The following is a 14,035-nucleotide window of genomic DNA, read 5'->3' on the forward strand; positions in this document are numbered from 1 at the left end:
GTTTATTCGATTATAAATCGCACAGTGCAATTAAATTGGCTCTAGATAAAACAAATTTAAATCCTGAAAGAGCAACAGACCTTAATTTTTGCTAAGATAAAAGACCGCTATTTAGCGGTCTTTTTTGTTTTAAAACGGAAGTACCGAGCTATGCATTGTCCATTTTGTACCGCAAAAGATACTAAAGTTATTGACTCACGCCTTGTTGGTGGAGGCCATCAAGTTCGCAGGCGCCGTGAGTGCAACGACTGCCATGAGCGCTTTACTACATTTGAAGGCGCTGAACTGGTTATGCCTCGTGTTATTAAACAAGACGGCAGCCGCGAACCATTTAACGAAGATAAATTATTAAATGGCTTAAATCGCGCACTCGAAAAACGTCCAGTGAGCACAGAGCAAGTAGATGAAGTGGTGAATATAATAAAATCGCAGTTGCGTGCTACAGGCGAACGAGAAATTTCAAGCCATTTGGTGGGTGAGTGCATTATGGAAGCCCTCAAAAAGCTCGATAAAGTAGCGTACGTAAGATTTGCCTCTGTTTATCGATCGTTTGAAGATATACGCGAATTTGGCGAAGAAATTGCCCGTTTAGGGGAGTAATACCAATTTTATTAAAAATATGATCATTCTATCGCATTAAATAGCGCACTCACTGCGTTAAAAATTATTCATATAGAACAACTATATGTCATAATTTTCGCCTTGTTATTGCGCTATTTTCTTAGCGCTATAATGGACCACTTATTTAACGCAATTGGTATAATAAATGCTTAACCAAATTACTTTTACTGAACATGATGAAATGTATATGGCACGCGCCATAGAACTTGCCAAAAAAGGTCGGTTTACTACCACACCTAACCCTAATGTTGGCTGTGTCTTAGTTAAAAATAATCAAATAATTGGCGAGGGTTTTCATCAATTAGCAGGTCAAGGCCATGCTGAAGTAAATGCACTGGCTGTCGCTGGAAAAAATGCACAAGGTGCAACGGCTTATGTAACGCTTGAACCGTGTAGTCATTATGGCCGTACGCCACCGTGCGCCGAAGGCTTAAAAGCTGCCGGTGTGGTAAAAGTAATTGCTGCTATGGTTGATACAAATCCACAAGTTGCTGGCAAAGGCCTTAAAATACTGAGCGACGCGGGTATTGACGTTGCTTACGGGTTACTCGAATCACAAGCTCGCGCACTTAACGTTGGCTTTTTTAAGCGTATGGAGCAAGGCTTACCTTATGTGACCTGTAAAATGGCAGCAAGCATAGATGGTAAAACAGCCCTTAAAAATGGGCAAAGTAAGTGGATCACAAGTCCTGCTGCTCGACAAGACGTGCAATTATACCGAGCGCAAAGCTGTGCTATTTTAACCGGTGCCGATACTGTGCTAGTAGACGATGCTAAACTTAATGTGCGATTAAGTGAGTTACCGTGCACACTACCTACAGATTTGCCGCTTCGCCAGCCTGTGCGTGTTATAATTGACTCTCAAAACCGTTTAACACCTGACCTTGCTTTATTTGAAATCCAAAGTGATGTAATAATATTTACGACTAAGGTTGATAAATCATTGCAATGGCCGCATTTTGTAAAGCATATTGAAGTTAGTGAAAGTAACGGTAAAGTTGATTTACAAGCCGTTTTAAAAAAACTTGGGCAACTGCAGTTTAATAATGTTTGGCTTGAAGCTGGTGCAACACTTGCTGGTAAAATGACAGAGCTCAATTTAGTTGACGAGTTTGTTTTTTATTTAGCGCCTAAACTAATGGGCCATGATGCAAAAAGTTTAGTTAACTTTCCTGAATTGACGAGTATGCAAAACACCGTTGATTTAACATTTAATGAATGTGCGCGCATTGGTGACGATTTACGTATCACCGCGTCAAAACTCATTAAAATCACTTAATAAAAAGAGTAGTGCTATGTTTACTGGGATAATAGAAGCCACAGGCAAAATTGCTTTATTACAAAAAAAACAAGGCGACTTAGCCATTCGTATCCAAAGTGCTGATCTTGATATGACAGACATAAAGTTAGGTGACAGCATTGCGACCAATGGTGTTTGTTTAACTGTAGTTGATAAACATATTGATGGTTTTAGTGCGGATTTATCTAATGAGACGATTAGTTTGACCGGTTTTGCTCACTATGCTTTAGGACAAACGGTGAATCTTGAAAAAGCCATGCAACCTGTTTCGCGTTTAGGCGGTCATTTAGTATCCGGCCATGTTGATGGCATTGCAACGATTACAAGTATTACAGCAAACGCCAGAGCAACAGAATATTGGCTTACAACTGACGAAAATTTAATGAAATACATTCCGTACAAAGGTTCGGTATGTATTGATGGTATAAGCCTGACAGTAAACGCTGTAGAGGGCAATAAATTCAAATTAACAATTGTCCCGCACACGAGTGAGCAAACCACAATTGCTCATTTTAAAGTAGGTACCCAAGTTAATTTAGAGGTAGATCAAATTGCACGTTATTTAGAGCGCCTTATAAAGGGTGCAGAGCAACCAACGGGCTCTGATATTTCGATGAGCTTACTCGCTAAAGCGGGTTTTATTAAATAACGAAACTGACAACTTACACGAGCAAATTTATGAATTTACACAGCGCGCAAGAAATCATCGACGATATTAAAGCCGGTAAAATGGTTATTTTAATGGATGATGAAGATAGAGAAAATGAAGGTGATTTAATAATAGCAGCTGAGCATATTAGCGCAGAAGCAATTAATTTCATGGCTACCCATGGCCGTGGTTTAATTTGTTTAACCATGACGCAAGAGCGTTGCGAGCAACTTGATTTACCGTTAATGGTTAAAAACAATGGTGCAGCATTTTCTACTAACTTTACAATGTCGATAGAAGCATCAAAAGGTGTTACAACCGGTATTTCAGCAGCAGACAGAGCACGTACAGTGCAAGCGGCTATAGCTAAAGGCGCAGTCCCAAGTGATATTGTTCAGCCTGGACATATTTTTCCTATTATGGCGCAACCTGGTGGCGTATTAACTCGCGCAGGACACACTGAAGCTGGCTGTGATTTAGCGCGTTTAGCTGGACTTGAAGCATCATCTGTTATTGTTGAAATACTTAATGCTGACGGCACTATGGCACGTCGCCCTGATTTAGAAGTTTTTGCGAAAGAGCACGATATTAAAATTGGCACCATTGCTGATTTAATCGAATACCGCAACTTAAACGAAACAACAATTGAGCAAGTAGCAAAATGTAAGTTACCAACTGTTCATGGGGAATTTGATTTAGTTACTTACAAAGACACAATTGACGGCCAATTACATTACGTATTGCTCAAAGGCGATATAAAAGATCAAGAGCCGACAAATGTACGTGTACATTTGCAAAGTACCTTTAACGATATTCTACTTTCAGACAGAAGTGCTGACCGTAGCTGGGGTCTTTCTGAAGCAATGGCCTACATTGCTAAAAATGAAGGTGCTTTAGTTATTTTAGGTAAGCAAGAAAGCACTGAAGAGCTAGAGGCAACTGTGAAAGCATTTGCAGCAGCTGATGCTGGCGAAAGCGTTACGCCACGCAAATTCAAAGGTACATCTCGTACTGTTGGCGTAGGTTCGCAAATACTTGCCGATCTTGGAATTAAACAAATGCGATTAATGAGTCGCCCCAAAAAGTACCATGCACTTTCGGGCTTTCATTTAGAAGTTGTTGATTACGTTGAGCCACAATAAGCATCACGCTTAAACTAGGCTATTATTTTATTTTTATGGTATGATGCGCAGCAATTTTTGCGCAATCGCAACCGCTTGAACTTATTTTTAGGGTTATCAAATGAAAATTATTGAAGGTAATAAGTACGCTCCAGGCAAAAAATTTGCCATTGTCATTTCTCGTTTTAATGACTTTATTGGTAGCAGCCTCCTTGCAGGTGCTGTTGATGAGCTAAAACGCACAGGTGGCGTATTAGATGACGACATTACCGTTATTTATGTGCCAGGCGCGGTAGAATTACCTTTAGCGGCTAAACGCGTTGCGGCAAAAAAAGAGTATGATGCAATCATCGCATTAGGCGTAGTGATCAGAGGTGGTACACCACACTTTGACCTAGTTGCTGGCGAATCAAACAAAGGTCTTGCGCAAGTATCACTTGAGTATGATATCCCGGTTGCATTTGGCGTATTAACCACAGAAAGCATTGAACAAGCAATTGAGCGTGCTGGCACCAAAATGGGCAATAAAGGCGGCGAAGCTGCTTTAGGCGCGCTTGAAATGGTTAATGTGTTAGATAAAATTTAAGTTTAAGGAATTTTTGTGAAACCAGCAGCAAGACGTAAAGCACGTATCTTAGCACTCCAAGCCGTTTATTCTTGGCAAATAAGTGGCAATTTAATTGCCGATATCGAACAACAAATGTTGATCGAAACAGACGTTACTAAAATTGATGTTGAATACTTTAAAGATCTAGCGACGGGTGTTGCTGTAAATTACAAGCAACTAGACGAAGCTGTATCACCACATTTAACACGTCCGTTTGATGACTTAGATATGGTTGAGCGTGCAATTTTACGTTTAAGCAGCTATGAGCTTAAGTTCCGTGAAGACGTACCTTATAAAGTTGCTATTAACGAAGGTATTGAACTGGCCAAAATTTTTGGCGCTGAAGACAGCCATAAATTTGTAAACGGTGTACTTGATAAAGCTGTTAAGCATTTACGCAAGTAAGTAAACCGTTAAAGAGGGGAGCCGGCATAGGCCGGCTTTTTTGTGTATGAAGGAATTTGAATTAATTAACCGCTACTTTAAAGGTCGCGGTATCACCCGTCGTGATGTAAACCTAGGTATAGGGGATGATTGCGCTTTAGTAACCGTTCCACAAAACTGCCAACTTGCCGTTACAACAGACACTCTTGTTGCTGGCGTACACTTTTTTGATGATATTTCCCCTCGTGCATTAGGTCACAGAGCGCTTGCTGTTAATTTAAGTGATTTAGCGGCCATGGGCGCTGAGCCAACTTGGGTTTCAGTTGCGTTAACTTTGCCAAGTATTGACCCACAGTGGATTGAAGAGTTTACTGATGGCATGCATGAAATTGCTGAATATTTTAATGTGCAGATTATAGGTGGCGATACAACTCAGGGTCCATTAACCATCACTATTTGTGCGAAAGGGACTGTACCCGAAGGTACTGCACTTCGTCGTAGTGGCGCAAAAGTGGGTGATTGGATTTATGTTACGGGTCCGCTAGGTGACGCTGGACTTGCAATTGAGTCTCGCAAGCAAGGTATAAATATTGAGCCAGAGCATTTAAAGTACGTAAATAAACGCTTTGACTTTCCAACCCCACGTGTTGCTGCAGGGCAGGTATTACGAGGCCTAGCATCATCGGCTATTGATGTGTCGGACGGCTTAATCGCTGATTTAAGTCATATACTCGATATGTCACAAGTAAATGCAGTGGTGAATATTGAAAGTATTCCAACTTCAGATGCGATGCAAGCAAGCCTTGATTTTAATCAGCAGCTGCCATTTATTCTCAGTTACGGTGATGATTACGAATTAATTTTTACGGTCCCTGATAGCAATAAAAGTATGTTAGAAATAAAGCTACGCCAGTATGGTGTAGATGCAACATGCATTGGCCAAGTTAAAAGTGGCGATGGCCAAATTGAGCTTTTACACAACGGTGAAAAGTTTGATTTTGAACCGCAGGGTTTTGAGCACTTTGCAAAGGAGCTGGTTTGAACAATAACCGCAAGTTTAATTTAAAGCGTCCACATCAGTTTTTTGGTCTGGGCTTTGGGACAGGGCTTGCCCCTAAAGCGCCCGGTACATTTGGTACGTTTGCTGCCTTGCCATTCATTTTTATGACCATGTATTATCCGTTATGGCTGCAAATTGTATTTGCCGTTGTGATCAGTATATTTGGTATATGGGCGTGCGGTAAAACGGCTGATGATTTAGGCGTACACGATCATCCTGCTATTGTATGGGATGAAGTGGCGGGTTATTACATCACTATGATTGGCGCAGCACTTAGCTGGCAAACATTACTCGTAGGTTTTTTGTTATTTCGCTTTTTTGATATAGCAAAACCCGGCCCAATCCGTATGCTAGACAAACGAGTACATGGCGGTTTAGGTATAATGGCCGATGATATACTTGCGGGTATTTTTTCGCTTATATGTTTACAAGCGTTAATAAAAGTGGGTTTACTGTCCTTTTAATTTTTATATTTGATTTGTTTAACTAGGTGGCAGCAATATGATGCGATTTTTACTGGTTTGTGTACTTATGTTGTGCGCGACGCCAAGTTGGGCTTCAATTACTGATTACGTAGTTAAGCAATGGAATATAAAAGATGGCCTACCGTCGCAATCACTTAAAAGTGTTGTGCAAGATCAGCAAGGCTATATGTGGCTTGGTACGCAATTTGGTTTAAGCCGTTTTGATGGTACAACATTTACAAATTACAACACGCAAAATAGTCCATTCTTGCCTAGTAATGGCGTTAATAAGCTTTTAGTCGATTCTAGTGGTTTGTTATGGGTAGGCACTAAAAGTGGCTTGGTAGTTATTAACCCAGCCACATTTGCAGCACAAGAATTTAATATTAAAGGTCCAGTGAGGGATATTCTTGAGGACTCTAAAGGTAGCATATGGATTGCGGCCAACGGCTTATACTATGTAGATAGAGGGCAAGTTGATTTACGCACTGAAGTAAATGGTCCTCTACCTATTGTTAATGCTACTGTGATCACACAAATAGTTGGCTCTGTTAGCCAAATGGCACTCTCTCCTGAAGGCATTTGGCTGGTTAATGATCGTCATTTATTACGCCTTACAAAAAACTCATCAGATTTTTCTAAACTACGTTTAGAGCTTACCGCAAAAATATCTTTACCAGAGCGCTTAGCGCAAACTATCGTGCACGATTTATCATTTTTAAATGGTAATTTGTATATAGCTTCTGAGCTAGGTGCATACTTTTTAGATTTAGATGACGAGCTAAGACCTTTTCCTTTACCTAATGCAAATAACTCAGCCGTTTATAAGTTTATGAGTGATACCGATGGTGGCTTGTGGGTATCGACCTATGGACGCTTATTATTCAGAGATAAAACCGGTGAGTGGCAATGGGTAGAGCCTAGCCAACTTGATCAAAGTATATGGTTTGCTGATATTTTTAGAGATGATAAAAATAACGTTTGGTTAGCAAGCTTTAGTGAAGGCTTGTGGCTTGCTCATGAAGGGCGAGTAGAGAGGCATTCAGCAGTTTCAAACATGACCGAATCTGTTATGGCTATTAGCCAAGCACCCGATGGTAAACTGTGGGTTGCGAATAAAAGCGGCATTGGTTATTTCGATTTAGATAAAAGTTTTATTAATTTAGTCCCAAGTAGTAAATATGGATACGCATCAGTACACGATCTACAATTTGATGGTGAGCGATTATATATAGCCACAGGGCGCGGCTTATTTGTTTTTGAAAACAAGACACTTTACACCGTCCCTGGTCGAGCACTTCGCGATAATCCGGTATTTGCAATAAGTCGCTCTAGTAAAGGCGGCTTTTGGATTGGTACCGGACGCGGTTTATATCGATTAAATTATGCTGGTTTAACGCCTTTTGCTTATAACGCTTTTTTAGGTAGTAAGTTTATTACCTACGTATTAGATAAAACAAACTTTGGTGTGATTGGTACTAGTAAAGGCGCATATTACTTTACAGACCGTGGCATTGAAAAAATTGGCGACCAAACAACACTTGAAAGCGCATACGTAACTAGCGTGCTACATATAGATGGCGTGGGTATTTTAATCGGCTCTCTTAACGATGGGCTTTTTTACAGAAGTACGCAAGGGCAATGGCGTCAGCTCGATGCAGCTAATGGTTTACCGTATGGTTCTATATTTAGCCTAGAATATGATGAAAAGTTAAAGCATGTTTGGGTAAGCACCATGAAAGGTGTTTACAGAATGCCTGTAGAGCAATTTAAAACAGAAATAAAAAGCCTAAAAGTTGAAGAAGTAATTTCATCTTTTGACCGTCAACTTGATGGTAAAGCGAATCAATGTTGTAGTGGACTTGGGCATGATGCGGTAGCAGACACCGGAAATTCTATTTGGTACCCAAGCTTACAAGGTGTTGTTGAAATACCTAAAAATGTAGAGCTATTTGGCGTGCTTGCATTAAAGCCAACAATAGAGACAATAACAACGCCACTTCGTCATTTAACTACCGCTGCGCTTGGTAAAAAACCATCATTAGAAACAGACGAGCGTGATATAACGCTAACTTACACAGCTATTGATTACTATGCACCAAACAGCATTGAATTTAGATATAAACTAAGTGGCTTAGATAGTGACTGGCGCTATGCAAATACGCGACGTGAAGCTATTTATACTAACTTGCCTCCTGGCTCGTTTTTGTTTCAATTAGAAGCTAAGCGCCAAGGTGAAGACTGGGCTAAAGCGCAAGATGTAGAATACGGTTTTGTAGTGCCTGAGCGCTTTGACGAAACAATTTACTTTAGGCTTTTAATTACCAGTGGTTTTATTTTGCTTTTTTATCTCATTTTTTGGGTGTTTAGAGCACAAGAACGCAGAAAACAAGAAGCATTAGAGGGCTTAATCACTGAGCGTACCTTAGAGCTTCGCCAAGCTAATGATAAATTAGGCCAAGTGAATTCACAGCTTAAATTAGTGAGTCACTCAGATGAGCTAACAGGGCTACGTAGTCGCCGCTTTTTGTTTGATCAACTCCCTAAAGATATTGAGCACTTTCAACGTAATTCACAGTCGCTGCAGGCACAAGGTAAGTCACTGGTGCTGGTAATTATTAACTTTGATAACTTCAGCCGTATTAACGATGCGTATGGCCCAATTGCAGGTGATAGCTGCTTACAGCAAATGGCTGCATTACTTAACTCTCGTACACAAGGTTCTGACTATGTGGCACGTTGGAGTGGTGATGAGTTTTTATTATTATTACGTGACTTTAAATGCAATAAAATAGATAGCTATGCTTCAGAACTTTGTAAAGTAATAGCGGCTAATTCGTTCCAATTACCAAATGGAAAAACAACTAATATCACTGCATCAATTGGTTGGTCATTTTATCCATTACCTTTATTAGGCGGGCAGGTAATTAGCTGGGAAACCTCTATTAACTTGGCCGATATAGCATTACATCAAGTTAAAAAGCGCGGTGGTGATGGTGTGGCTAATATTACGTTTGATGATCAGCTCGATGCATTTGAGTTTGAACAAAACTCTAATGTTGATCAGCAGTTAGGTATTTTGCAAAGCAATGGCTTAGCTGATATTAAAGTGTGGATGCGCTGATCAGCAATATTGATATTAAAAAAGGAGCCTAGGCTAATGCCGATCAGTTAAGAAAATGACCGGTTGACCGATCCAAACGATCATGCAAAATCCGTAGTTAGGAAACTAACTACGGATTTTTTTGTGAATATAGAACAAGCACTGCAAGCAACACTTGAAGAAAGCAGCCGATACCATACCTTTGAAAAATCATCAGAAATTCTTGACCCTGAAACCATTGAACAAGGTTTTCAACAAGCAGGGATTGCAACCGTTCGTAAGCGAAGATTACCGCTTGAAGCCGTTTTGTGGTCAGTTATTGGCATGGCATTGTTTCGAAAAGAATCAGTTTGGAATATCGCTAATAAGCTAGATATCATGTTACCTGGCAAGAACCCACTCGTTGCTCCAAGTGCGATGGTACAGGCGAGACAAAGGTTAGGTGATGATTCCGTTAAACACGTTTTCAATAAATCTGCTCAATCAATGTATAAGCAACAGTCATTCGAAACATGGAATGGTTTGAACCTATTAGCTGTTGACGGTGTTGTGTGGCGAACAGCCGACACGCCTGATAACCGTAAAGCCTTCTCTTCTGGTAGCAACCAGTACGGTGATACAGCCTTTCCTCAAATACGCATGGTCTGTCATATGGAATTGACCAGCCATCAACTTCTCAGTAGCGAGTTTGATAACTATAAAACCAACGTGATGAAATTAGCTGAGCGTTTAATTGAACGTACACCAGATAATTCACTGACTATGTTTGATAAAGGATATTATTCTTTAGGCCTGTTAAACCGTTGGCATCAAACTGGGGAGATGAGGCACTGGCTGATACCAGCAAGGCCCGACTTACAGTATGAAATCATCTCCAGCGCGGGTAAAAATGACCATATCATTGAATTGAAAACCACAAAGCATGCACAAAAAAACTTTCCCGATGTTCCTGAAACGATTAAAGCGAGATTAATCAGCAAAACAATAAAGGGCAAAAGCTACCGTATATTAACCTCGATGACGGATAGATTGCGTTATCCAGGTAATGAAATTGTTGAATTATATTGTCATCGTTGGGAGATAGAACTTGGGTTTAGAGAAATCAAACAAACCATGCTTGATAGCGCATACCATTTAAGAAGTAAGCGTCCAGACATGGTGCGTCAGGAGCTATGGGGCGTGTTACTCGCCTATAATTTAATACGAAGAATAATGACGATGGCGGCGACAGTTACAGGGATATGGCCTAACCAGCTTAGTTTCTCTAGCAGTTCGATGGCTGTCATTCAGTATTTCTCGTCAGTATCTATAATGAGTCCAGGGAACATTCCAATACACTGGCAGCACTTACTCAATACACTGGTCTTATTTAAGCTTCCAGCTAGACGAGAGGATAGAAGATATCCCCGATGGGTTAAGCCAAAACCATCTAAGTATCCCCATAAAAAGAAAAATGCCAGTCAGCTTAACTGACTGGCATTAGAGCCTAGGCTCCTTTTTTAATGTGCTCTACTTTAGATGTATAGGAAGTTAATTAATAAACGCTTTAATAGCGGTTAATATTCCTTGCTCACCTAATCCCATTTCATCGTGCATTTCATCTTGTGTGCCGTGTTTAATAAACTCATCAGGAATACCTAAGTTAAGAATATTAATATTAGCCTTTAGTGTTGCTAAGTATTCGTTAACTGCAGAGCCGGCACCGCCAGCAATCGCATTATCTTCAAGTGTCACTAGTACATCGTGGCTAGTCGCAAGCTCATTTAATAGAGCAGTATCAAGAGGTTTAATAAAACGCATATTAACAAGCGTTGCATCTAATTCATTTGCAGCAAGCTGTGCGTTTTCAAGTAATGTACCGAACGATAAAATGGCAATTTTACTGCCTTTCTTAATTGTATCTGCCCTACCTATTTCAAGCAGTTGCATAGTGCTTTCAATGTCTGCAGTACCTGCACTACCCCGAGGGTAACGCACTGCAACAGGGCAGTTTGCTTTATAACCGGTGTATAGCATTTGGCGGCACTCGTTGGTATCGCTTGGTGCCATAATTACCATATTTGGAATACAGCGCATAAAGCTTAGATCGTACGCACCTTGGTGAGTTTCACCATCGGCTCCAACAATACCAGCGCGGTCAATGGCAAATAATACAGGTAAGTTTTGCAGTGCAACATCATGTATTAATTGGTCATACGCACGTTGTAAAAAGCTCGAGTAAATAGCAACAACCGGTTTTAAACCTTCACAGGCAAAACCAGCCGCTAAAGTAACTGCATGCTGCTCTGCAATGGCCACGTCAAAATATTGCTCTGGAAACTCTTTAGAAAAACGTACCATGCCAGAGCCTTCACGCATTGCAGGCGTTATAGCCATTAACTTGCTGTCTTGCTTTGCCATATCGCATAACCAATCGCCGAAAACTTTTGAAAAAGTAGCAGCGCTAGGTTTAGATTTAGGCAGGCTAGTTGTGCTCGGATCGAATTTTGGTACGCCGTGGTAGCCAATAGGATCGGCTTCAGCCGGTTTGTAGCCCTTACCTTTTTGCGTTTTTATATGTAAAAGCTGTGGGCCTTTTAAATTACGCATATTACGTAATGTATCTACAAGCATGTTTACATCGTGACCATCAATTGGGCCTATGTAATTTAGGCCTAATTCTTCAAAGAAGGTCCCCGGGATCATCATACCCTTAATGTGCTCTTCCATTTTACTGGCAAGTTGCTTTACCGGAGGCACACCTGAGAGTAACTTTTTACTACCTTCACGAATGTTAGTATAAAAGCTACCTGATAAAATTCGGGCAAAGTGATTTGTTAATGCGCCAACATTTTCAGAAATCGACATTTCGTTATCATTTAAAATAATAAGCATGTCTGATTTTACATCACCTAAATGATTCATCGCTTCAAATGCCATGCCTGCGGTTATAGCCCCGTCGCCAATAATGGCAACAGACTTTCGACCTTTACCTTCTTTTTGTGCGGCAATAGACATGCCTAAGGCAGCTGAAATAGAGGTGCTTGAATGGCCTACGCTAAACGTATCGTATTGGCTTTCATCGCGAAAAGGAAAAGGGTGTAAACCGTCTTTTTGGCGAATAGTGTGCATTTGGTCGCGACGACCTGTAAGGATTTTATGTGGATAAGCTTGGTGACCCACATCCCAAACTAGGCGATCGTCTGGAGTGTTATAAACATAATGTAGCGCAACGGTTAGTTCAACCGTCCCTAAACCAGACGCTAGATGACCGCTACTTTGCGATACTGAGTTGAGTAAATAATCGCGCAGCTCATTGCTAAATGCAGGGAGTTTGTCTTGCGCTAAGTCACGCAATTGGGCTGGCTCGTCAACTAAATTAAGTAATGGATACTTGCTACTATCAAGTGTCATGGTTTTATATATATCCTTCGCTAACATTAATTCATTCAAAGCTTTTACGAATAATTAATGTTGAGTAATAATGTCAGTGCTAATTGCAATACGTATGAGCAAAAATTAGTGGTCACGCTCAATTAGGTAATTTGCTAGCGACGCAAGAAGTGTTGTGTCAGCATCTATATTTGCCAACGCTTCATGGGCTTGTTGTATTAAATTTTGCGCCTTTTCTTTAGCGCCTAGCATACCTAATAACGCCGGATATGTCGCTTTATTCGCGGCAATATCGGAGCCTTGTGGTTTACCTAAAGTAACCGTATCGCCTTCAACATCTAAAATGTCGTCGTGTACTTGAAACGCCAGCCCTATAGCATACCCAAAAATGCTTAAATTTTCTAAGGTTTGTTGATCTGCCTTTTCACTGCACAGTGCACCAAGTGTAATTGCACAATTAATTAAAGCTCCGGTTTTTAGCTTATGTATTCGCTCAAGCTCTTGTACGGTAATTACTTTATCTGTTGCTGCTATGTCAAGACCTTGTCCGCCTACCATGCCCTCAAGGCCTGATGCGTGGGCAAGCGTAGCAATCATTTTTACTTGTGTTTGCGACGAGCATGTGAATTTGTGATTCGCAATAAGCTCAAAGGCGAGTGTTTGTAGGGCATCACCGGCTAAAATTGCATTTGCCTCGTCAAATTCTATATGGCAAGTAGGGCGGCCACGGCGTAAGTCGTCATCGTCCATTGCGGGCAAATCATCATGAACTAACGAATAGCTATGGATACACTCAATTGCAGCTGCAAGTACATGTAAGTCTTGCTGGTTTGCACCGAGCATTTTACCTGTGGCATAAACTAAAAATGGACGTAATCTTTTACCGCCATTAAATAATCCATACTGGGTGGCGTTCTTGACTGTTTCTTCAGTATCGAGAGGCTGTTTAAAATGCTGTTGTAAGGTCGCTACTACATCTTTTTGAGCACGTTCGATATAATTATTTATGCTCACAGCTATTCCATATCATTATCAAAATTCGTAAGAACTGACTTTTCGCCATTCCCCATCAAAATTGATACTTTTTGTTCTGCTTGCTGTAATTTACCTGATGAAGCACTTGCTAATGCAATTCCACGCTCAAATTGCTTTAACGATTGCTCAAGCGATAAGTCACCTTGTTCCATGTCACTAACGATTGTAGATAATTCTTCTAGTGCTTGTTCGAAACTTAAGTTTTCAGGTTTTTTAGTCGCCATCTTTATTTCAGCTTACATAATAAATTTAGGGGTCAATTTTAGGGGGAATGCTAAACTAGGTCAAAGGATGATATTGGTTTTTTACCTTTATAACG

The 14,035-nt window shown here is 40.6% G+C and carries 13 protein-coding genes; 10 read left to right on the forward strand and 3 right to left on the reverse strand.

Going from position 1 to position 14,035, the window contains the following annotated elements:
• Positions 1-150: 150 nt before the first annotated feature.
• The 10 genes from nrdR to ABX891_RS05515 all read left to right on the forward strand — a co-directional run bounded on the left by nrdR (position 151) and on the right by ABX891_RS05515 (position 10,782).
• Complete coding sequence (gene nrdR / locus ABX891_RS05470; RefSeq protein ID WP_002961761.1) at positions 151-600, forward strand: transcriptional regulator NrdR; 450 nt, start codon at positions 151-153, stop codon at positions 598-600.
• A gap of 166 nt (positions 601-766) precedes the next feature.
• Positions 767-1,900, forward strand: coding sequence for a bifunctional diaminohydroxyphosphoribosylaminopyrimidine deaminase/5-amino-6-(5-phosphoribosylamino)uracil reductase RibD (gene ribD / locus ABX891_RS05475; RefSeq protein ID WP_354629055.1), 1,134 nt, complete (start codon positions 767-769; stop codon positions 1,898-1,900).
• Positions 1,901-1,916: 16 nt separating this feature from the next.
• A complete protein-coding gene (locus ABX891_RS05480; protein WP_354629056.1) occupies positions 1,917-2,570 on the forward strand; it encodes a riboflavin synthase in 654 nt (217 codons plus the stop codon).
• Positions 2,571-2,599: 29 nt separating this feature from the next.
• Positions 2,600-3,712 (forward strand): bifunctional 3,4-dihydroxy-2-butanone-4-phosphate synthase/GTP cyclohydrolase II, encoded by a 1,113-nt coding sequence (gene ribBA, locus ABX891_RS05485; RefSeq protein ID WP_024603846.1) that lies wholly within the window; start codon positions 2,600-2,602, stop codon positions 3,710-3,712.
• Between the two features lie 100 nt (positions 3,713-3,812).
• Positions 3,813-4,277 (forward strand): 6,7-dimethyl-8-ribityllumazine synthase, encoded by a 465-nt coding sequence (gene ribH, locus ABX891_RS05490; RefSeq protein WP_354629057.1) that lies wholly within the window; start codon positions 3,813-3,815, stop codon positions 4,275-4,277.
• A gap of 15 nt (positions 4,278-4,292) precedes the next feature.
• On the forward strand, positions 4,293-4,703 hold the full coding sequence (nusB, locus tag ABX891_RS05495; RefSeq protein WP_002961751.1) for a transcription antitermination factor NusB: 411 nt from the start codon (positions 4,293-4,295) through the stop codon (positions 4,701-4,703).
• Positions 4,704-4,749: 46 nt separating this feature from the next.
• Positions 4,750-5,724, forward strand: a complete 975-nt coding sequence (thiL, locus tag ABX891_RS05500; RefSeq protein ID WP_024603847.1) for a thiamine-phosphate kinase — start codon at positions 4,750-4,752, stop codon at positions 5,722-5,724.
• On the forward strand, positions 5,721-6,206 hold the full coding sequence (locus tag ABX891_RS05505) for a phosphatidylglycerophosphatase A family protein (protein ID WP_024603848.1): 486 nt from the start codon (positions 5,721-5,723) through the stop codon (positions 6,204-6,206). The genes thiL and ABX891_RS05505 overlap by 4 nt, the downstream gene beginning before the upstream one ends.
• A 37-nt stretch (positions 6,207-6,243) precedes the next feature.
• A complete protein-coding gene (locus tag ABX891_RS05510) occupies positions 6,244-9,330 on the forward strand; it encodes a ligand-binding sensor domain-containing diguanylate cyclase (protein ID WP_002961745.1) in 3,087 nt (1,028 codons plus the stop codon).
• Between the two features lie 123 nt (positions 9,331-9,453).
• Positions 9,454-10,782: an IS4 family transposase gene (locus tag ABX891_RS05515; protein ID WP_354629058.1), complete on the forward strand. Its 1,329-nt coding sequence runs from the start codon at positions 9,454-9,456 to the stop codon at positions 10,780-10,782.
• Between the two features lie 57 nt (positions 10,783-10,839).
• On the opposite strand, the gene dxs is transcribed toward ABX891_RS05515, so the two are convergent.
• The 3 genes from dxs to ABX891_RS05530 all read right to left on the reverse strand — a co-directional run bounded on the left by dxs (position 10,840) and on the right by ABX891_RS05530 (position 13,940).
• Complete coding sequence (dxs, locus tag ABX891_RS05520; RefSeq protein WP_354629059.1) at positions 10,840-12,702, reverse strand: 1-deoxy-D-xylulose-5-phosphate synthase; 1,863 nt, start codon at positions 12,700-12,702, stop codon at positions 10,840-10,842.
• A gap of 105 nt (positions 12,703-12,807) precedes the next feature.
• Positions 12,808-13,695: a (2E,6E)-farnesyl diphosphate synthase gene (ispA, locus tag ABX891_RS05525; protein ID WP_354629060.1), complete on the reverse strand. Its 888-nt coding sequence runs from the start codon at positions 13,693-13,695 to the stop codon at positions 12,808-12,810.
• Between the two features lie 2 nt (positions 13,696-13,697).
• Entirely contained in the window at positions 13,698-13,940 is a 243-nt protein-coding gene (locus ABX891_RS05530) for an exodeoxyribonuclease VII small subunit (protein ID WP_002961738.1), read from the reverse strand.
• Positions 13,941-14,035: the final 95 nt, after the last annotated feature.

Origin of the sequence: Pseudoalteromonas sp. NCIMB 1079, assembly GCF_040567695.1 — a bacterium.
Taxonomy (GTDB): Bacteria; Pseudomonadota; Gammaproteobacteria; order Enterobacterales; family Alteromonadaceae; genus Pseudoalteromonas; species Pseudoalteromonas distincta.